This is a genomic window from Ezakiella peruensis (genome assembly GCF_900215725.1).
Lineage (GTDB): Bacteria > Bacillota > Clostridia > Tissierellales > Peptoniphilaceae > Ezakiella > Ezakiella peruensis.
On record NZ_LT962469.1, the window covers coordinates 948,690 to 967,710 of the forward strand.

A 19,021-nucleotide genomic window follows, 5' to 3' on the forward strand; every position below is an offset into this window, starting at 1 on the left:
CTATCCCTTCTTCACTATCATCTTTGCAGTGGTGATTATATTTCTATAGGGTTCAATGCCCTCTTGCATGTTCAAATCGCTGAGCATCCTTAAGCCCTCTTCACTTCCCCTGTGCTTCCTAATAACTTCTGTAATTTTAAATAAAGGATTGTCTCTCTTCACCTTATCGCTTTGTAAGGCTTGGTCAAAAAGTCTGTCCCCAGCTTCAAATTCATCAATCATATAATAAATAATAATTTTATTGAGAGCAGCATTTTCATAATTTCTTTTGCCAAAATCTTTTAAATCAATATCATCTAAGGTTTCTTTTGCAAGTTTAAAATCTTTTTTATCAGCATAGGCGCCGGCAAGATTTAATTTCACCATGGACTTTACACTATCGTCATTTGAGTTTTCGATTAAGTTTTTATTTGTTCTTATAAATTTGTCAACATCCTTGTCTGCAACATATTCTGCAACTGCTTGGCGCATCAGATCGAATTCTCTTCTGATGGTCCTTAAATCCAACCATGATAATACAAGGACAACCATAGCTGCAAGGCCACCTGCCAAAAGTGAATCTACTGGTTTTTTAAAAATTACGCAAACTAACATATAAGCCGCCAGAGTCATGGTAGCTGCTAGTATATATTTTCTGTATTTAAGCATTGTCTTCTCCCTTAAAAACATATTTTAACATAGCGGATAAATCGCCTGACTTCATAGACCGTTTGGAATATTTGGCAGAAAAAATATCTGCAGCAAGTCCATGGAAGTAAGCGCCAGCCACTGCTGAATTCCATACGCCCATGCCCTGGGCTAAGAATCCTCCTATAATGCCCGTAAGGACATCACCTGAGCCCGCAGTTGCAAGAGCATTTGATCCGCTTGTATTTATTATTATATTATTTTTCTCGTCTGCAATCAAGGTCCCATTACCTTTTAAGAGGCAGACGGCCTTGTATTTTTGGGCGAGCTTTAGTGCGGCTTCTTTTCTATTGTTTATAACATAATCAATATCACAATTCAAAAGATATGCGGCTTCCTTGGGATGAGGGGTGATGACAAGGTCTGTATCAAGTCCATGTTTTTTTAAATAGTAAAAACCGTCAGCGTCGATAACACTTGGAATCTTATTTTTTTCTATAAAATCAAAGAGCTTATCTACATCTGGCATTTCAAATCCAAGACCCGGCCCAAAGGCAATGGCATCAAAATTTTCCCTTAAAAAAAAGCAACCAAAGCTATTAATTATAGCCTCGGTTGATTTACTTTGTAAAATTGGAATCATTTGATCTGATGAATATAAATATACATAGCCAACCCCTGACCTAAAGGCAGCATCGGTCGCAAGCAAAGCAGACCCCGGCATATTATTGTAGCCGGCGATTAAACCCAGCCTGCCAAAAGTCCCCTTGTTGGAATCCTCTGGTCGCTTATTTAATAAATCCAAATATTTTTGGTCAGCGATAAAACTCGATGCATCGACATTTGCCACAGCATAATCACCATCGTGGGAAATGCTAATAATATATCTTTTATTTTTGTAAGACAAAAAGGGTTGACCCTTCTCACCATAAATAACTTTTGAATTCTTTAAAATATCTGTGGAAATCCCTATGCCCATAGCCTTGGCAAAGGCTTCTTTGGCAGCATAATGGCCGGCCAGAGTCTCAGTCTTATCTGCGTCTGACCCAACCATCTTTTGTGCAAAGTCTAAGCCTTTATTATTTATAATTTCATCAATGCGTGAAATTTTTACAAGATCAATTCCAATCATTTCTTTAAAAATCTGCTTCCTGGTTTTTCAATTGGAATATTTTTTTCACATAGGGGGCAAGCGTCTGCTTCAAAGAGTTTTGCTTCTTCGTAAATAGCTGCGTAGATTGGAAGTTCTACCTTGTCAACTGTCCTATCTACAATAGCGCCGATGCCTACAACTTTGCCGCCCAGTTCTTCGATGACTTTTGCAGTTTCCATAGAGCTCTTGCCTGTTGTAATTACGTCTTCGCAAATCAAAACTCTTTCGCCTTCTTCAATTCTAAAGCCGCGTCTAAAGGTCATCTTACCTTCAACTCTTTCTGTAAAAACGCTTCTAACTTTTAAAGCTCTGGCAAGTTCATAACCAATTATAATTCCGCCCATGGCAGGTCCAACAACTACATCAACTTCTACACCAGCGTCACTTAATTTTTTTGCAATTTCACCTGCAATAAATTCTGCGTCTTCAGGATATTCAGTTGCCTTGGCACATTGAAAATATTGGTCAGAGTGCTTACCACTTGATAGGCAAAAGTGTCCTTCAAGCAAGGCGTGTCTTTTAATCATAAGTTCTTTTACATACATTATATAATCCCCCTAATTTCATCTAAGCTCTTTATTCCGTGTCTGGTCATATATTCTTCCATGCCTTCAATGATATCGATTGCAGCAGATGGATTTACCAGATTAGCTGTGCCAATTTCAAATAATGTCGCACCGACCATAATAAATTCCAAGGCGTCACTGGCAGTCATTATGCCACCAATGCCAATTACAGGAATCTTAACTGATTTTACAACATCGTGGACCATCCTTACGGCAATTGGTCGAATGGCAGGACCCGATAGGCCAGCTGTCACATTATCAAAAACCGGTTTTCTTCTTTCAACATCAACTGCCAAGGCATTAAAGGTATTTACCAAACTAATGGCGTCTGCACCTTCAGCTTCAACGGTCTTGGCCATGGATTTTAAATCAAAAGCATTTGGCGATAACTTTACAATCAAAGGTTTTTTGACAATTGATCTGATTTCTCTGACGACGACAGATGCGTCTTGGCATTGGATACCAAAGGCCATACCACCTTCTTTTACATTTGGGCAGGAAATGTTTAATTCAATTGCGTCAACATCTGTCTGATCTAAAAGTTTGGCCCCTTCCATATAGTCTTCCAGTGAGTTGCCGCCCAAGTTTGCAATAATATAATCATTAAGCTTGTGCATTTCTGGGAGTTCATGTTCGATAAAGTGTGGGATGCCAGGATTTTGTAAACCGATTGAATTCATAATTCCCGATGGAGTTTCGTGAATTCTAATTCCACTGTTTCCTTCCTTTTCGCGAATGGTTAAGCCTTTGGAAATAAGTCCACCAAGTCTTGATAGGTCCATGTAAGGAGTAAATTCAGTGCCAAAACCAAAAGTGCCGCTTGCAACGAGCAGGGGATTTTTTAATTCTTTACCTAAAAATTTTGTTTCTAACATAAATCCCTCCCGTTAATTATTGGTCCTTCCTTGCAAATCCTGATGTGGCCGTCCTTGGTCTTGCAGTTGCATGACAAGCATGCGCCAACACCGCAGCCCATACGGGCCTCTAGGCTCACTTCTATATTTGCATTCGGATATTTTTTTACAAGGGCATTTATCATTGGCATTGGTCCACATGCATATATTTTATCATACTTTTCTGCATCCAATATATCAAGAGCATAACCCTTGTGGCCAACGCTGCCGTCTTCAGTTGCTATATAAATATTTTCTACATAGTCTTTGAACTTGTCAGTATAATATTCTCCTGACCTGTAGCCCACATATAAGTCTGGCTTGGTCTTTAAATTTTTTGCCAGATATAGCATGGGAGCGATTCCTGCTGTGCCAGCGAGCAAAGCGGTCTTGCCTTCAGTTAAGTTAAAGCCGTTACCCAGTGGTCCCAAGAGACCGACTTTGTCTCCAACTCTTAGATTAGACAAGTATTTAGTGCCTCTTCCCATTATTTGTATTAGAAAAACGATTTTGTTTCCATCAATATCTGAAATTGAAATTGGCCTGCCCAATAGTGGATCTTGAAATTCATTTACCTTGAGCATATAAAATTGGCCAGGCTTGCCCTCAAAGTCGCCTTCAAAAGTCAAGGTAAAAACTTCATCGGTCAAGATTTCTTTATTGGAAATTTCTACAAATTTATATGACATTAAAATCTCTCCTCATTTTTTCAACAGCTTCTCTGGTGGCTTCTTCAAAAGATTTTTCACTCTTTTCAAAGGCCCTGATAATGCCGCGTGATGAATTTACAACTCCGCCATTACCTGAGTTTAAAAGTTCCATTGCATCATGAGCTCCACCGCCTTGGGCCCCGTAACCTGGTATTAAAAAGAATACATCTTTAAAAGTTTCTCTGATGATCTTGCCCTCATCTGCGTTTTTATTTGTAGCTCCAATTACAAAACCAATATTTCTATAGCCAGATTCATTTACAGAATTCCCTGACATTTGGCAAATCTTTTTGCCAATATTCATATAGAGTGGATCGTCTCCAACCATGAGCTCTTCAAAATCAGCGCTGCCTGGGTTTGAAGTTTTAATAATTACAAATAAACCCTTGTTTTTCTTTTCAGCATATTCCATATAAGGCTCAATGCTGTCCAGGCCCATGTATGGATTCAATGTCACGAAGTCACCTTCGTAGTCGCCTTCAAAATAAGCCTTGGCATATTGGCTGGCAGTTGAAGAAATATCAGAACGTTTAACGTCATTTATAATTAGGGCGTCTTTCTTTCTTAAGTATTCCAGTGTCCTCTTGTAAGCTTTGAGTCCGTCCAGACCAGCCCCCTCATAGTAGGCAGCTTGTGGTTTATAAACAGCGACCAAATCATGGGTGGCATCTATAATTGCCTTGTTGTAAGAAAAAATTTTTTCTTCAATGCTTAGGTCCTTTACAAAGTCTGGTAGATGGTCAAGGTTTGGGTCCAGGCCCACACAGATGGGCCCCCTCTCCTCAACTCTCTTGTATAATTTATTTATTGACATCGTCTTTTACCACTTGATGGTCACAGTAAGTGCATTTGTAAATTCCCTTTTCCCTGTCGACCAAATGGAATTCATGTTCTATACCGCGTTCAATACTGGTGATGCATCTTGGGTTCTTACATTGGATAACTCCAACAACTTTTTCAGGTAGGGTTAGATTAATTTTATCTACAATTTTTTCGTCTTCAATTATATTTACTGTAATTTCAGGATCGATAAAGCCAAGAGCTGATAAGTCGAGATCAATTACGTTTTCGATTTTTATAATATCTTTTCTTCCGATCTTGCCTGATTGAGCATTCATAATAAGGGCAACTGTATAATCAGCATCTCTTAGGCCCAAATAATCAAAAATCTTTACGCCAAGTCCTGCGTGGATGTGGTCTATAACTATACCTTTTTTAATTGAATTTATACTTAACATGCTTCTACCCCCAACAATTCCATAATAAGTGCCATTCTTACGAACATTCCGTTTTTAACTTGCCTAAAGTACCATGCACGTGGGTCATCGTCGACTTCGTTTGCAATTTCAGTTACACGTGGTAGTGGATGGAGGATTGCAAGGTCTGCTTTAGCAGATTTTAATTTTTCTTCATCCAAGATATATGAATCTTTGAGTCTAATATAGTCAGCTTCGTTGAAGAATCTTTCCTTTTGAACCCTTGTCATGTAGAGGACATCCAATTCGTCCATTACATTTTCAAGTCTTTCCACTTCCTTGTATTCGATATTTTTATCATCTAAAATATTTTTAATATAATCTGGAACGCGAAGTTCTTCAGGAGAAATTAAAACGAATTTAATATTTTCTCTAATGCTCATGGCCTTGATCAGTGAGTGAACTGTTCTACCAAATTTCAAGTCTCCGCAAAGGCCGATAACCATGTCGGCTAGTCTGCCCTTGCTTTCTTGAATGGTAAAAAGATCTGTCAGCGTTTGTGTTGGATGTTGGTGGCCACCATCTCCAGCATTAATTAGTGGCACATAAGTATATTCGCGTGCGTAGTTTGGAGCACCTTCTTTTGGATGTCTCATGGCGATAATATCAGAATAACATCCAACTGTTCTAATTGTGTCGCGTAAGCTTTCACCCTTCTGAACAGAACTAGAGCCCGGCTCCGAGAAACCAATAACTTGACCGCCAAGTCTTAACATGGCAGCTTCAAATGAAAAACGTGTTCTCGTGCTGGGCTCATAAAATAGGGTAGCTAATAATTTACCTTTGCAAACATCGGTAAATAATTCAGGTTTATCTTTAATTTTTTGTGCTAGACTCATTACCTCGTCTAATTCCTCTACAGAAAAATCTGTCGGATCGATATAATTTCTTCCTTTAAGCATTGCATCCTCCAATCGTATTTTAAAAAAAGCCATCCACAAGGATGGCCTCTACCACCCTCGGTGGATTTTTATCTAAATAATTATACATCAAGACCAAGGGCCTGTCAAGTATTTTTAAAAAATATTTTTAATATTTTTCTTTGCACTTTATTTATTTTTTTCAAAAAAAGAGGGACTATAAATCCCTCTTATAAATTCTATTCGTCTATATCAAATTTTGCAGTGAAGAACCTAAGTTGTGCTGGTTCATATACAAATTTAAGTGGCTTAATATCTTCTTTGTGTTTGTATAGGTGGATAACAGTGTCAGCAACAACGTCCATGTGAGCGTATGTGTAAACACGTCTTGGAATTGTAAGTCTAACTGTTTCTAGTTTTGGCTTGTGGTTTTCTCCAGTCTTGTTGTCACGACCAGCTGATACGATTCCTCTTTCCATAGATCTAACTCCGCCTTCAACATAAATGCTGGCAGCAAGAGATTGAGCTGGGAATTGTTCTTGCTCTAGATGTGGGCAGAAGCGTCTAGCATCTAAGAATACTGCGTGGCCACCAACTGGTTCAACGATTGGAACGCCAGCTTCTTTTAATCTATCGCCCAAGTATCTAACTTGTTTAATTCTGTGTTCGATATATTCAAATTGTAGTGATTCGCGTAGACCTACAGCAAAAGCTTGCATATCGCGTCCAGCCATACCGCCGTATGAAGGCATACCTTCGTATACAACTACGATTTCCTTGGCCTTGCCAAAGAGTTCGTCATCATTAATTGCTAAAAAGCCACCGATATTTACGATACCGTCTTTTTTACCGCTCATTGTAGCTCCGTCTGAATAGGAGAACATTTCGTGAACAATTTCTTTGATAGTCTTGTCTTCGTATCCTTCTTCTTGTTCTTTGATGTAGTAGGCGTTTTCAACACATCTGGTAGCGTCAAAGAAAACTTTTATGCCATGCTTTGAGCACATTTCATGAACTTCTCTCATATTTTTCATGGAAACAGGTTGTCCACCAGCTAGGTTAACAGTAACAGCCAAACAAACATAAGCGATATTTTCTGGACCCTTTTCCTTGATAAGAGTTTCTAACTTTCCTAGGTCAATGTCACCTTTAAATGGAACATTAGCTGCAGCGTCATGGGCAACATCTTTGATAATGTCTACGAAAATTCCGCCATTAGCTTCTTGGTGGAATCTAGTAGTTGTAAAATACATATTGCCAGCTACATATTGGCCAGGTTTAATTGCAATGTGGCTGAGTAAGTTTTCTGCACCACGACCTTGGTGGGTTGGCACAACGTGCTTGAAGCCAAAGATTTCCTTAACTGTTTCTTCTAAGTAGAGCCAGTTTCTACTTCCTGCGTAAGCTTCGTCACCGATCATTAATCCTGCCCATTGCTTGTCACTCATGGCGTTTGTTCCTGAGTCAGTGAGTAAGTCGATATATACATCTTCACTCTTTAAGTTAAAGGTGTTATATCCTGCTTCCTTAATTGCTTTGATTCTTTCTTCCTTGGAAATCATCTTAACTGGTTCAACGGATTTAATTTTAAATGGCTCCGCTGGGTATTTGCTTAAATCTAAATAACTCATATATCCTCCTTTTGTTTTTAGCAAGGAAAAAATCTCTTTCCCATTGCTCTTATTATAACTTTATTATATTAAAAAGCATTGTGTATGTCAATGGATTTTTTAATAAAATATAACTTTTTACAAAAATAGTTAGCACTTTATCAACCATCAGTGATATCAATTATAAGTTGAAGAGCAAATTAAAAATTGCTATACTTATGAAGGGAGGTATCAGTGCATGAACTTTGTAATAAAAACTGCCATTGGCAATTTAAAAATTACCTGTGAGGACTCACATATTATAAGAATTGAAATGACAGATGAAAACGAAAATAAAAATTTAAATAAAATGCAAAATGAAATTAAAAAAAATTTGCGGATTATTTTAAGGGTCAGGGCCTCTTGGATGATCTACCTATTAAAATAAAAGCGACTGCCTTTAGGGAAAAAGTTTATAAAGAATTATTATTAGTCCCCTACGGTCAGACGGTCACTTACAAAGACCTAGCCATGAGAATTAACAATCCCAAGGCAGCCCGAGCTGTTGGCTCTGCTATGAAAAATAACCCCCTGCCATTTGTAATTCCCTGCCACCGAGTTGTGGGCACAAATAATCCCGGAGCCTATGCCTATGGAGCGGACTTAAAATACTTTTTGCTCAATATGGAAAAAGCAAATGCCCAAAAATTTAATCTATGATTTTTTCATAATTTCTATTATAATATGACTTGGAGATTTAAATGAAAATTTAAATAATAATAATTTATTAAACGCAAAAGCCTGGGTGCATTTCAGCAAACCCAGGCTTTAATTGTATCTTTTAACTTTATTTATAATATTTTATTAATCAATATTTACAGATCCAAAAGAAGATTCTACATTTATTATGAGACTTGTCTCATCATCTACATAATCATCCGTATAGGCAATAATTTTATTACCTATCTCTTCGAATCTGGTAAACCTATAGCCGAAAAACTCTCTGGAATTCGATCTCTTCTTCCTCCTACCTATGAGTTTAACTGGCTTGTCAAGCCCGTCTAAGCCTAAGTTAATACTGCCAGAAACAACTTCAATGTCGATCTTTTCAGCTGAGTTTCTAATGTCATCAATTTCAACTTTACCCGAAACCGTCTCTAAGTAGGAGTTTTTATAATCGATTTCATCTGCAACAACCTTGCCAGAAACTGTGCTTGCATTTAAATTTGTACCGGAAATATTGTCTATTTCAACCTTGCCAGAAACTGCTTCGATATTTGCCTTGTCCATCTTGGAGTTTTTAACCATAACCTTGCCAGAAACTGCTTCTATATCTGCTTCATCCGCATTTAATCCTTCAGCCTCTATGCAGCCGGAAACATTTTCTAATTTGATTTCTTCAAAATTCCTCTTTGGCAGGGTCAACCTTATATCAGAAATGTAGGAGTCGGCCTTGTATTTTTTAAACTTTGGTTTAACCTTTAGAGTGTCTCCTTCAAGGTAAATATCATAGTAATCATTTTTATTGTTCTTGTTGTCTCTTTCGTCGTATTTAATGTCGATTTCAACTTTTATTTGGTCTGACAAATCTGTGATTACATCTAATCTACCGCGTATGTTTTCAACATCAATGCCTTTTACTTCACCATCCTCATTTAAGTCATGAGTATACTCTTGCCTGGTCCTAGCATTTAAATCTTCAAAGCAAGATCCTATATTTACGCTGATGCCTTCCCACAGATTATCCAGATTTAATTTCTTAATGGCCTCTTCGGTCTTGGTGCCAATCTTTGAAATGGAATCTGTGACCTTGTCTACAAAGCTATCATCAAAAACCTTGTTAGAAGATTTGCTTTTCTTTTCTTGACTCTTGTTTTCACCAATGGCGTCCAAGAGTTTTAAGGCTTCATCATTTGTAATCTTGCCATCCTTTAGCATCTCTAGAATCATTTCTCTTTCTCTACTCATAAGAACCTCCTTTTTATTTATATTCTTTTAAAAGTTCAGTGGCTTCTTCAGGGCTAATCTCCCCTTCATTAAGCCTGTTTAAGATATCTATCCTAGACTCTTCTTTGCCTACATCGTGACCAAGAGATTTAATTACACCATCCAGTTTATTCCTAACCGTTGGATAGGATATGCCCAATTCCTTCTCAATCTCTTTGATTGACCCCCTCTTCATTACAAAAATTTCTATAAAATCTTTTTCCTCTTGGCTGAGCTTTGAAAACTTATCTTCTTCAAAGTCGCCTTTAATAGTTGTCCCGCAATTCTCGCAGGAGACCTCTTTGATAATTAAAGATCCTCCGCAAACCGGACAGGATGATAATTTTTTATTTGCCATATGATCACCTCAAGTATATTTTAACACCTCTTTTAATATTTGTCAATAATATTAAGATTAAAATTAATAAAATTAATTTAATAATTAATATTTTTAAAATTTCGTTTGAAAATTTGCTCTATCACTTTTTATCTTATAGGTTTGATAAAATTATTTAATAATGCTATAATATCAAATGAACATTTTTATTTTTTAAGGAGGAAATATTAATGAAAAAAACATTAGCAATTATTATTGCAGCCCTACTTTTATTCGTAGGATGCACCAAGCCTGCTGATTCAGGCGAAAAAGCATCTGATGCAAGTGGCGAATTATCATTCGCAGGTTCATCAACACTCGGACCTGTAGTATCAGCAGTCACAGATGACTTCAAATCAAATTACAAAACTTGGAAAGAATACGACAATAGCCTAGCAGACAAACCTGTTGTAGTAAATGTGTCAACTGGCGGTTCAGGTGCTGGTATTAAAGCTATCCAAGAGAAAACTGCAGACTTTGGTATGCTTGCTCGCGACTTAAAAGACAGCGAAAAAGAAATTGAAAATTTGGTTGTAAATAAAATCGGTATCGACGCTCTTACAATTTCTGTTAACCCAGAAAACCCAATTTGCAATTTGGTTGATGATCTTTCAAGCGAAGAAATCAAAAAATTCTTCTCAGGCGAATACAAAAAATGGTCAGACTTTGACCCAAGCCTACCTGATGAAGAAATCGTTGTGGTTGCTAGAGACTTAGGCGGCGGAGCCCACCAAGTTTTCCAAAAAGTTATCATGGGTGAAACACCAGTTCGCGAAGACGTTATCCAAGCCCCATCAATGGGTGCCCTAGTTCAAAAAGTTATTGAAAACAAGAACGCTATCGGCTATGCATCATTTGGTGTATCAAACCAAAACGAAGGTAAACTATTCCCTATCAAGGTTAATGGCGTTGCAGCAACTGAAGAAACAATCTTAAATGGTTCATATATCATTTCAAGACCACTAATTATTGTTCACGACGGAGAATTAAAAGGTGAAGCAAAAGCTTTTATGGATTATTTAAAATCAGATAAGGGCGAAGCTATCCTTCACGACCTAGGATTTGTTCCTGTAAAATAGTTTTAAAGGAGGTAAAGATATGAAGAAGAACGATAAATTTTTTAAAGGTATTCTCTCTGTCTTTACCTTTTTTTCTATTTCTTTATTGTTTTTAGTTTTGATTTTTATAATTATAGAAAGTTTACCATTTTTTAAAAATCATTCCATAATTGAATTTATTTCAGGAAAGACTTGGCGACGAGGAGTTGAATTAGAGCTTGGCCTCTTGCCAATCATCTTGGCCAGCGCCTACACATCTTTTCTTGCAATATTATTTGCCACACCAATTTCCCTAGGGCTTAGCTTGCTTATAGTCGGCTATGTCCCTGGCAAGTACAAGAAATACATAAATAATTTATTAAATATCCTGGCTGGAGTTCCGTCAGTTATTTACGGATTTTTAGGCTTAACCGTTATAGTCAAAATTTTTGAAGATAAATTTAATTTAGCTACTGGCGAGTCTGTTCTGGCTGGCGGCATCCTCTTGGCCCTGATGATTATCCCCTATATAACTTCAGTCACCTTTGATAAGATGGAAGAGTCTTATCAAAAATACAATGAAATCTACAAGTCACTCGGACTAAGCAAGGACTTTTTCTTAAGGAAAATCATTATTAAGGATGCCCTTAAAAATATTATCGCAGGCATAATCCTTGGGCTGGGTAGAGCCTTTGGTGAAACTATGGCCGTTATGATGGTAATTGGCAACGCGCCAATTATGCCGACACTATTGAGCAAGGGGCAAACCATTCCTTCGCTCATTGCCCTAGAGATGGGTATGGTCGAACTAAACAGCATGCACTACCACAGCCTCTACGCTGCTGGCCTAGTCCTAATGCTTATAACAATACTTACAAATATTTTATTTTCCTTTATAGTTACTAAGGGGGACCAAAGATGAGAAAGTTTAAAGATACAATTTTTAAGGTCCTACTTTTTATAAATTTATTGATATTTGCATCTATACTTATCGCCCTCTTCTCTAAATTAATTAAAGAAGGGGCACATGTCCTATCTTGGGATTTTCTCTTTGGAAGCCCATCTGGCCTGCCTCCAGGAAAGGAAGGCGGCATTTGGCCAGCCATAATAGGTTCGCTTATAACATTTTTCTTGTCGTCCTTTATTTCATCAATTCTAGCTTTGATGACGGCAATTTATATTGTCTTTTACCTAAAGGAAGGCAGAACTAAAAATATTTTAAGAATTATAATCCAATGCATATCAGGTATTCCATCAATTGTCCTAGGACTCTTTGGATATACCTTACTCGTATACAAGCTAAGACTAGGCAGGTCAGTATTATCTGCATCTGCAACTTTAGCGGTAATGATCTTTCCCTTTATGGAAATAAGGATGGAGAAATTATTTATAAATTACGACTATGATAAATTAGAAACTGCTCTCTCACTAGGAATTGACAAAGGCTTTGTAATTAGACATATAGTTTTAAAGGGCCTAAGAAATAAAATTATCCAAACCGTTACACTCGGTGGGAGCTTGGCTATTGGTGCCACAGCTCCAATAATGCTCACAGGAGCTGTTATCCACACTGGCATACCAAGCGGGCTATTTAAACCCTTTATGGCCCTGCCTTACCACTTATATATTTTAATTAACGAAGGCATTTCAACCACCATGGGCTACGGGACAGCCCTCGTCCTTATGATAATCCTACTTATCATAAACACATTCTCTCTTTTGATAGGAGGTAAAGATGACAATTATTAGCACAAAAGATTTGAACATTTACTATGGTGACAATCATGTTGTCAAGAATGTAAATATAGATTTTGCAGAAAATAAAATAACATCTATAATTGGGCCATCGGGTTGTGGTAAAACTACATTTTTGGTTACCTTAAATAAGATTATTGAAGAGCGTGGCGGATCCTATACGGGCGAAATTTTTTATATGGATAAAAATATAAATTCCTACGATATAAATGACCTAAGAAAACAAATTGGCATGGTCTTTCAAAAGCCAACACCCTTTCCTTTATCTATCAAAGGCAATGTGGAACTCGCCCTCAAATATCATAATATGAATTATAAAGATGCGGCTATTGAAGCTATAAAAAAAGTTAGTCTCTATGATGAAGTCGCCAACGACCTAGACAAATCGGCCTTTGAACTTTCTGGCGGCCAACAGCAAAGGCTGTCTATAGCTAGAAGCATAGCCATCAAGCCCAAAGTCCTTTTACTTGATGAACCCTGCTCTAGTTTAGACATACGAAACACAGAAAAAATCGAAAGACTCTTGGTCAATCTCAAGGACGAAATCACTATAATAATCGTTACCCACAACCTCCAGCAAGCAAAGAGGATTTCGGATAACACACTCTTTATGTTAAACGGAGAATTAATTGAGTGGGGACCGACAAATCAAATATTTGAAAACCCAAAAGACAAACGCACAGAAGATTATGTAGCTGGCTTATTTGGATAAAAATTATATTTACACAAAAGAAAAACTGCTTTGATTTTTAATTTCAAAGCAGTTTTATTTTTATAAATAATAATTAATTATACCAAGTGGCAAGCTACGAAGTGTCCTGGAGATACTTCTCTTATTTGTGGGTGTGGACCATCGCAAATGCCTTCTTTTCTATTTTTACATCTTCCATAGAATACACATCTATCTGGTGGATCAATTGGAGAAGGTACATCGCCTTCAAGGATAATCCTATTTGCATGATAGTCATATTCAGGAACAGGTATAGCTGATAAGAGCGCCTGAGTATATGGATGCAAGGCATTTTCAAAGATCGCCTTGTAGTCTGCAAGTTCAACCATACGGCCCAAATACATAACAGCAACCCTGTCCGACAAGTGTCTTACGACTGAAAGGTCATGAGATATAAATAGATAGGTAAGATCTTTGTCTTGTTGAATGTCTTGAAGTAGGTTCAAAACTTGAGCTTGAATAGAAACGTCAAGAGCAGATACTGGTTCGTCGAGGACGATAAATTCTGGCTTCATAACCAGGGCCCTTGCTATACCAATTCTTTGCCTTCTACCACCGTCAAGTTCATGAGGATATGAGTTCATTAATCTCTTTTCAAGACCAACTGTTTCCATCATTTCAAGAACTACTTCTTCAATTTCCTTTTTATCCTTGTAAATCTTGTTTACATACAAAGCATCAGCTATAAGATCAAAGGTATTTAATCTTGGGTTTAGTGATGAATATGGATCTTGGAAAACAATTTGCATTTCCCGTCTTAAGAGGCGCAAATCTTTTTTGCTGTGCCTATCCATAATGTTTTCGCCATTTAGGTAAATTTCACCTGAGGTTGGTTCGTGTAGTCTAATTATAGCACGGCCTGCAGTGGATTTACCGCATCCAGATTCACCAACCAGTCCTAAAGTTTCACCCTTATCGATATATAAGGACAAATCTTCAACAGCATGTAAGAGACCTTTTTTAGTAGGAAAGTATTTTTTTAAATTTTTAACTTCAATAAAATGATCCATATTATACCTCCTTATCTTCGGCCTTATCCGAATTTTCAAACAAGAAACACTTTACAAAGTGGTCTTCTTCGACTTCGTACATCTTCGGATCCTGTGTCTTACATTTTTCCATGCAATGTGTGCATCTTGGGTGGAATTTGCATCCTTTTGGCAAATCAGTTGGGTCAGGTGTGGCACCTGGAATAACTGCAAGTCTTTCAACATCATCAGTTAAGCTTGGAATTGATTCGAACAAACCAATTGTATATGGATGCAATTTATTTGTGTAAATATCTTTTGTTGATCCGCTTTCTACAACTTCACCAGCGTAGACAACATCAACCCTATCTGCGATTTCAGCTATAACTCCTAAGTCGTGAGTAATCATAATAATCGAAGTGTTAAACTTTCTCTTGAGGTCCTTCATAAGTTCCAATACTTGGGCTTGAATAGTAACGTCAAGAGCTGTTGTAGGTTCGTCAGCTATTATGATTTCAGGATTACAAGCAAGGGCCATAGCGATAACTATCCTTTGTTTCATACCACCTGATAATTGGTGAGGATAGTCGTTTACACGCTCTGGTCTAATGCCAACGAGTTCTAGCATTTCAAGAACTCTTTTATCTTGGTCTTTTTTATTTAGATCGGTGTGAAGTTCAATAACTTCCTTGATTTGATCACCAATTGTCATAACAGGGTTTAGAGATGTCATAGGGTCTTGGAAGATCATGGAGATTTTTTTACCACGAATCGCCCTCATTTCTTTGCCCTTTTTCTTTAGTACATCTTCTCCTTCAAATTCAACAAAACCATCTGTAATTACTCCGGGTGGATCTGGAATCAAGTTTAGTATTGATAAAGCTGTTGTAGTTTTGCCAGCCCCAGTCTCTCCAACAAGACCCAAAGTTTCTGATCTATTTAGCGATAAATTCATATTGTTTACTGCTTTAACTATTCCTGAGTCGGTATGAAATTCAACGCATAGATTTCTTATATTTAATAAATCTCCTTTTTGCATAATTCCCTCCTATCTCTTAAGCTTAGGATCAAGAGCATCTCTTAAACCATCGCCCATAACATTTAAAGCAAAAATTGTAATTACAATTGCAAGTCCTGGAAATACCGTGATGTGTGGGTAGTGCATGATGTATGTTCTACCATCAGAAAGCATTGCGCCCCATTCAGGTGTTGGAGGTTCTAGCCCCAAACCTATAAATGATAGACCTGCAGCATTGATAATTGCATAAGCAACACCAAGTGTAGCTTGAACTATAATAGGAGCCATACAGTTAGGGATTATGTGTTTAAAAATAATTCTAAAATCTGTAGAACCATTAGCTTTTGCAGCTTCTACAAATTCATTATCCTTGATTGTTAAAACTGATGACCTAACAATTCTTGCATAAGCAGGAACGGATGCAATACCAACAGCAATCATAAGGTTGCCAAGGCCTGTGCCAAGTGCAGCCATAATTGCAATTGCAAGCAAAATATCAGGAATAGCTTGTAGGATATCTATAAATCTCATAATGAGTGTATCGACCTTGCCTCCATAATAACCTGTTATAGCACCCATAGTTACCCCAAATACCAGTGCAATCGAAACAGAAATAAAACCAACCTTTAATGAAATTCTGGAACCGTAAACTACACGAGAGAAGATATCACGACCAAGGTGGTCTGTTCCAAAAATAAATTCACTGTTCGGTGTAACAAAAGGATCAGCCACGATTTCATTGTATTTAAATGGTGCAATTACATCTGCAAATATAGCGCTTAAAATCAATATTACTAGGATTACAAGACCAACCATAGAAAGTTTGTTCCTTGACATCCTCTTCATAACTTCGCTAAGACCAGTTTGGCGTCTAGATTTTTCTTTTTTAACTTTATTTTCTTTAGCCATAATTATCACCTACACATATTGACTCTTAACACGTGGATCGATGAAGGTATATAGAATATCAACGATCAAATTAACAAAAGCAAAGGTAATAGCTACAAAAAGTACGCAGCCCATAACCATTGGCATATCACGTTTATTAATTGAGTCAACCATTAAACGACCAATTCCTGGTATCGAAAAGATAACTTCTGTCATTAGAGCTCCGCCCATCAACTGACCAAATTGTGTACCAATAACTGTAGTGATTGGTATTAAAGCATTGGCAAGAGCGTGTTTTTTTCTGATAACCTTGTCTTCTTGGCCTTTAGCTTTAGCAGTTCTTATATAGTCTTGTCTAATAACTTCAAGCATGGAGCTTCTGGTTTGTCTGGTAATAACACTAACAGATTGTGCGCCAAGAGCAACTGCTGGAAGTATCCATTGTTTTGGTGTGTCAAATCCAGACGCTGGTAGCCAGCCGAGTTTTACAGAAAACAACATTATAAGCAAGAGCCCCAGCCAGAATACCGGCATAGAAATCCCTATGAGGGCAAAAATCATTGTTATGTTATCAAAAATACTATATTGTTTGACAGCCGAGATAATTCCAATAGGAATACCTAGAATTACTGCAAAAGTAATAGCTAAAAATGCAAGTCTAATAGTTGCGCCAGCACGACTTTGAATTTCTTTTACTACTGGCACCCTAGTAATATAACTTCTTCCTAAATCTCCCTTAAGTACCATATTTTTTAGATATCTTCCATATTGTACAAAAAACGGATCATCCAAACCCAATTCTGCTCTTAAATCCTTAACTTGTTGTTCTGTTGCAGATGGACCTAAAACGTTTCTCGCCGGATCACCAGGCGTTACATACAATAACCAGAAAACAAATAAACTTACAAGTAGAATAACGGGAATAAGATACAATAATCTTTTTAAAATATATTTTGCCATTTGTACCTCCTAATATTAAAGAAAAGGCCACTAAATTGAAGTGGCCTTATTCAATTTAATAACTATTCTTCTATTGTTACTTTGTTTAGCTTGTAGAAACCAAATGGATTCATTTCAAATCCCTTAACCTTTGCTGATGTAGCAACTGTTAATTCTGACCAGTATTGAGGAATCCAAACTTGTGTATCAAGAATTCTTTGTTGAGCTTCCTTATATAGTTCTCCACGTTTTGCATCGTCTTGTTCTTCTCTAGCGTCTTCTAGAAGTTTGTCTAGTTCTGGGTCGTCTAGGAAGCAGTAGTTTCCACCTTCACCCTTTGCAGATGAGTGGAAGCATGGGAATAAGAATGTATCTGGGTCTGGTGTATCAGAAATCCAAGCGATTTCAAACATATCTTGTTGACTGTTCTTTAACAAGTCATTATATGCTGACCATTCCATAACTTGAATTGTTACATCGATGCCGATTTCAGCAAGTTGTTCTTTTATAATAGTAGCCATATCAACTCTTTGTTTTCTTTCATTTGTTGATAGAGTTGTAGCAAATCCGTTTTCATATCCAGCTTCTTTTAATAAAGCCTTAGCTTTTTCAATATCACGTTTCTTAGGTTGTGTTGAGTCACCGATTGAGTATTTTAGTGTTGGTGGCATTGAGTTGGATGCTGTGCGTCCTAGACCTAACCATACCTTTGGAATAATTTCTTCCATGTCAATACCGTAAGCAATAGCTTCTCTTACCTTTGGATTGTCAAATGGAGCCTTGGATGTGTTAAATCCTAAATATGTTGTACCATAGTCGTCTGATTTGAACATTTGAAGTTTGTCGTCTTTTTCAACTTGTTCAACGTCTAGAGGTTGAATTTCGTAAGCGATTTGTGCTCCACCAGTTTGCAATTCAACGAATCTGTTTGTTGGTTCAGGAACGATCTTCATTTCAAGTTTAGCAACGCCAGCTTTTTCTCCGTGATAATCTTCAAAACGTGAGAATTTTAAAACTGTAGCTTTTTGCCATTCATCAAGTTTAAATGGACCTGTACCTACAACTTTGTCGCCTGTTTGACCATAGTCTTTGCCAGCTTATTCAACAGCTTTTTTGCAAAGAATTGATCCGCCTGGGTGCATAAAGGCCATCAAAACGCCCTTGAACGGGTGTTTTAATTGCATTTTTACTGTGTAATCATCAACGGCTTCAATGGAATCTTTGTCGATTGTGTTGAATAAGTGAAGAACGTTTGGAGCTTCACATGCTCTCTTGATTGAGAATACAACGTCTTCAGCCTTCATTTCTTCTCCATTGTGGAATTTAACTCCCTTTTTCAGATGGAATACATATTCTGTATCTGAAGGTTGATCATAGCTTTCACATAGTAAAGGTTTGATTGAGCCGTCTCCTGTAAGTTCAAATAAACCTTCGTATACTTGTACTAATGCCTTTGATGAAGCATTGTCGTTTGATCCCATAGGATCCATTGTTACAGCGTCTGAGTCGTTAACTACTACAAGTGTAGCGTCTTTTCCGCCCTTTGATGAGCTGTTTCCTCCACAGCCGGTTAATAGTGTCATAACCATAGCTATAGAAATGATGATTGTCAAAAATCTTTTCATATTATCCTCCTTGTTTTGTGACAATTTATATTTACGTGATAACCA

The 19,021-nt window shown here is 37.3% G+C and carries 21 protein-coding genes and 1 pseudogene; 6 read left to right on the forward strand and 16 right to left on the reverse strand.

Annotation, left to right across the window (positions count from 1 at the left end):
• The 9 genes from CUU59_RS04605 to CUU59_RS04645 form a co-directional block, all read right to left on the reverse strand.
• Positions 1 to 648: a YfgM family protein gene (locus CUU59_RS04605; protein WP_099950819.1), complete on the reverse strand. Its 648-nt coding sequence runs from the start codon at positions 646 to 648 to the stop codon at positions 1 to 3.
• A complete protein-coding gene (locus tag CUU59_RS04610) occupies positions 641 to 1,759 on the reverse strand; it encodes an NAD(P)H-hydrate dehydratase (protein WP_099950820.1) in 1,119 nt (372 codons plus the stop codon). The genes CUU59_RS04605 and CUU59_RS04610 overlap by 8 nt, the downstream gene beginning before the upstream one ends.
• Positions 1,756 to 2,325 (reverse strand): orotate phosphoribosyltransferase, encoded by a 570-nt coding sequence (gene pyrE, locus CUU59_RS04615; protein ID WP_099950821.1) that lies wholly within the window; start codon positions 2,323 to 2,325, stop codon positions 1,756 to 1,758. Before pyrE ends, CUU59_RS04610 begins: the two co-directional genes overlap by 4 nt.
• Positions 2,325 to 3,221: a dihydroorotate dehydrogenase gene (locus CUU59_RS04620; protein ID WP_099950822.1), complete on the reverse strand. Its 897-nt coding sequence runs from the start codon at positions 3,219 to 3,221 to the stop codon at positions 2,325 to 2,327. The genes pyrE and CUU59_RS04620 overlap by 1 nt, the downstream gene beginning before the upstream one ends.
• Positions 3,215 to 3,928, reverse strand: a complete 714-nt coding sequence (locus CUU59_RS04625; RefSeq protein WP_099950823.1) for a dihydroorotate dehydrogenase electron transfer subunit — start codon at positions 3,926 to 3,928, stop codon at positions 3,215 to 3,217. Before CUU59_RS04625 ends, CUU59_RS04620 begins: the two co-directional genes overlap by 7 nt.
• On the reverse strand, positions 3,918 to 4,763 hold the full coding sequence (gene pyrF, locus CUU59_RS04630; RefSeq protein WP_099950824.1) for an orotidine-5'-phosphate decarboxylase: 846 nt from the start codon (positions 4,761 to 4,763) through the stop codon (positions 3,918 to 3,920). Before pyrF ends, CUU59_RS04625 begins: the two co-directional genes overlap by 11 nt.
• Positions 4,750 to 5,187: an aspartate carbamoyltransferase regulatory subunit gene (locus CUU59_RS04635; protein WP_099950825.1), complete on the reverse strand. Its 438-nt coding sequence runs from the start codon at positions 5,185 to 5,187 to the stop codon at positions 4,750 to 4,752. The genes pyrF and CUU59_RS04635 overlap by 14 nt, the downstream gene beginning before the upstream one ends.
• The gene (gene pyrB / locus CUU59_RS04640) at positions 5,181 to 6,107 is read right to left on the reverse strand and encodes an aspartate carbamoyltransferase (protein ID WP_099950826.1); all 927 of its coding nucleotides are present in this window, start codon (positions 6,105 to 6,107) and stop codon (positions 5,181 to 5,183) included. The genes CUU59_RS04635 and pyrB overlap by 7 nt, the downstream gene beginning before the upstream one ends.
• A 197-nt stretch (positions 6,108 to 6,304) precedes the next feature.
• Positions 6,305 to 7,696: a tyrosine phenol-lyase gene (locus tag CUU59_RS04645; protein ID WP_099950827.1), complete on the reverse strand. Its 1,392-nt coding sequence runs from the start codon at positions 7,694 to 7,696 to the stop codon at positions 6,305 to 6,307.
• A gap of 217 nt (positions 7,697 to 7,913) precedes the next feature.
• On the opposite strand from CUU59_RS04645, the gene CUU59_RS04650 reads away from it, so the two are divergent.
• Together CUU59_RS04650 and CUU59_RS04655 are read left to right on the forward strand one after the other, a co-directional pair.
• Complete coding sequence (locus CUU59_RS04650; protein ID WP_099950828.1) at positions 7,914 to 8,102, forward strand: hypothetical protein; 189 nt, start codon at positions 7,914 to 7,916, stop codon at positions 8,100 to 8,102.
• The gene (locus tag CUU59_RS04655) at positions 8,078 to 8,374 is read left to right on the forward strand and encodes a methylated-DNA--[protein]-cysteine S-methyltransferase (RefSeq protein ID WP_099950829.1); all 297 of its coding nucleotides are present in this window, start codon (positions 8,078 to 8,080) and stop codon (positions 8,372 to 8,374) included. Before CUU59_RS04650 ends, CUU59_RS04655 begins: the two co-directional genes overlap by 25 nt.
• Positions 8,375 to 8,518: 144 nt before the next feature.
• Here CUU59_RS04655 and CUU59_RS04660 read toward each other — a convergent pair whose 3' ends face one another.
• On the reverse strand, positions 8,519 to 9,622 hold the full coding sequence (locus CUU59_RS04660; protein WP_099950830.1) for a DUF4097 family beta strand repeat-containing protein: 1,104 nt from the start codon (positions 9,620 to 9,622) through the stop codon (positions 8,519 to 8,521).
• A gap of 13 nt (positions 9,623 to 9,635) precedes the next feature.
• On the reverse strand, positions 9,636 to 9,998 hold the full coding sequence (locus CUU59_RS04665; protein WP_099950831.1) for a DUF2089 domain-containing protein: 363 nt from the start codon (positions 9,996 to 9,998) through the stop codon (positions 9,636 to 9,638).
• Positions 9,999 to 10,207: 209 nt separating this feature from the next.
• Between CUU59_RS04665 and CUU59_RS04670 the strand changes: the two genes are divergently transcribed.
• From CUU59_RS04670 to CUU59_RS04685, 4 genes are read left to right on the forward strand one after another with little or no spacing between them, the layout of a single operon-like run.
• Positions 10,208 to 11,095 carry a phosphate ABC transporter substrate-binding protein gene (locus CUU59_RS04670; protein ID WP_099950832.1) on the forward strand — a complete coding sequence of 296 codons (888 nt, stop codon included), beginning with the start codon at positions 10,208 to 10,210 and terminating at the stop codon, positions 11,093 to 11,095.
• A gap of 19 nt (positions 11,096 to 11,114) precedes the next feature.
• Complete coding sequence (pstC, locus tag CUU59_RS04675; RefSeq protein WP_099950833.1) at positions 11,115 to 11,975, forward strand: phosphate ABC transporter permease subunit PstC; 861 nt, start codon at positions 11,115 to 11,117, stop codon at positions 11,973 to 11,975.
• Positions 11,972 to 12,802: a PstA family ABC transporter permease gene (locus CUU59_RS04680; RefSeq protein WP_099950834.1), complete on the forward strand. Its 831-nt coding sequence runs from the start codon at positions 11,972 to 11,974 to the stop codon at positions 12,800 to 12,802. The genes pstC and CUU59_RS04680 overlap by 4 nt, the downstream gene beginning before the upstream one ends.
• Positions 12,789 to 13,520 (forward strand): phosphate ABC transporter ATP-binding protein, encoded by a 732-nt coding sequence (locus CUU59_RS04685; protein ID WP_099950835.1) that lies wholly within the window; start codon positions 12,789 to 12,791, stop codon positions 13,518 to 13,520. The genes CUU59_RS04680 and CUU59_RS04685 overlap by 14 nt, the downstream gene beginning before the upstream one ends.
• A gap of 77 nt (positions 13,521 to 13,597) precedes the next feature.
• Here CUU59_RS04685 and CUU59_RS04690 read toward each other — a convergent pair whose 3' ends face one another.
• The 5 genes and pseudogenes from CUU59_RS04690 to CUU59_RS04710 form a co-directional block, all read right to left on the reverse strand.
• Entirely contained in the window at positions 13,598 to 14,548 is a 951-nt protein-coding gene (locus CUU59_RS04690) for an ABC transporter ATP-binding protein (RefSeq protein WP_099950836.1), read from the reverse strand.
• A 1-nt stretch (position 14,549) separates the two neighbouring features.
• Positions 14,550 to 15,545, reverse strand: coding sequence for an ABC transporter ATP-binding protein (locus CUU59_RS04695; RefSeq protein WP_099950837.1), 996 nt, complete (start codon positions 15,543 to 15,545; stop codon positions 14,550 to 14,552).
• A 9-nt stretch (positions 15,546 to 15,554) separates the two neighbouring features.
• Positions 15,555 to 16,433, reverse strand: coding sequence for an ABC transporter permease (locus CUU59_RS04700; RefSeq protein WP_099950838.1), 879 nt, complete (start codon positions 16,431 to 16,433; stop codon positions 15,555 to 15,557).
• 9 nt (positions 16,434 to 16,442) lie between these two features.
• Positions 16,443 to 17,372 carry an ABC transporter permease gene (locus CUU59_RS04705; protein ID WP_099950839.1) on the reverse strand — a complete coding sequence of 310 codons (930 nt, stop codon included), beginning with the start codon at positions 17,370 to 17,372 and terminating at the stop codon, positions 16,443 to 16,445.
• A gap of 62 nt (positions 17,373 to 17,434) precedes the next feature.
• A pseudogene (locus CUU59_RS04710) lies at positions 17,435 to 18,976 on the reverse strand (ABC transporter substrate-binding protein).
• Positions 18,977 to 19,021 lie beyond the last annotated feature (45 nt).

Coding starts and splice junctions, on each gene's coding strand:
- CUU59_RS04605 (WP_099950819.1), bottom strand. CDS start 648: ATGCTTAAATACAGAAAATATATACTAGCAGCTACCATGACTCTGGCG.
- CUU59_RS04610 (WP_099950820.1), bottom strand. CDS start 1,759: ATGATTGGAATTGATCTTGTAAAAATTTCACGCATTGATGAAATTATA.
- pyrE (WP_099950821.1), bottom strand. CDS start 2,325: ATGTATGTAAAAGAACTTATGATTAAAAGACACGCCTTGCTTGAAGGA.
- CUU59_RS04620 (WP_099950822.1), bottom strand. CDS start 3,221: ATGTTAGAAACAAAATTTTTAGGTAAAGAATTAAAAAATCCCCTGCTC.
- CUU59_RS04625 (WP_099950823.1), bottom strand. CDS start 3,928: ATGTCATATAAATTTGTAGAAATTTCCAATAAAGAAATCTTGACCGAT.
- pyrF (WP_099950824.1), bottom strand. CDS start 4,763: ATGTCAATAAATAAATTATACAAGAGAGTTGAGGAGAGGGGGCCCATC.
- CUU59_RS04635 (WP_099950825.1), bottom strand. CDS start 5,187: ATGTTAAGTATAAATTCAATTAAAAAAGGTATAGTTATAGACCACATC.
- pyrB (WP_099950826.1), bottom strand. CDS start 6,107: ATGCTTAAAGGAAGAAATTATATCGATCCGACAGATTTTTCTGTAGAG.
- CUU59_RS04645 (WP_099950827.1), bottom strand. CDS start 7,696: ATGAGTTATTTAGATTTAAGCAAATACCCAGCGGAGCCATTTAAAATT.
- CUU59_RS04650 (WP_099950828.1), top strand. CDS start 7,914: ATGAACTTTGTAATAAAAACTGCCATTGGCAATTTAAAAATTACCTGT.
- CUU59_RS04660 (WP_099950830.1), bottom strand. CDS start 9,622: ATGAGTAGAGAAAGAGAAATGATTCTAGAGATGCTAAAGGATGGCAAG.
- CUU59_RS04665 (WP_099950831.1), bottom strand. CDS start 9,998: ATGGCAAATAAAAAATTATCATCCTGTCCGGTTTGCGGAGGATCTTTA.
- CUU59_RS04670 (WP_099950832.1), top strand. CDS start 10,208: ATGAAAAAAACATTAGCAATTATTATTGCAGCCCTACTTTTATTCGTA.
- pstC (WP_099950833.1), top strand. CDS start 11,115: ATGAAGAAGAACGATAAATTTTTTAAAGGTATTCTCTCTGTCTTTACC.
- CUU59_RS04680 (WP_099950834.1), top strand. CDS start 11,972: ATGAGAAAGTTTAAAGATACAATTTTTAAGGTCCTACTTTTTATAAAT.
- CUU59_RS04685 (WP_099950835.1), top strand. CDS start 12,789: ATGACAATTATTAGCACAAAAGATTTGAACATTTACTATGGTGACAAT.
- CUU59_RS04690 (WP_099950836.1), bottom strand. CDS start 14,548: ATGGATCATTTTATTGAAGTTAAAAATTTAAAAAAATACTTTCCTACT.
- CUU59_RS04695 (WP_099950837.1), bottom strand. CDS start 15,545: ATGCAAAAAGGAGATTTATTAAATATAAGAAATCTATGCGTTGAATTT.
- CUU59_RS04700 (WP_099950838.1), bottom strand. CDS start 16,433: ATGGCTAAAGAAAATAAAGTTAAAAAAGAAAAATCTAGACGCCAAACT.
- CUU59_RS04705 (WP_099950839.1), bottom strand. CDS start 17,372: ATGGCAAAATATATTTTAAAAAGATTATTGTATCTTATTCCCGTTATT.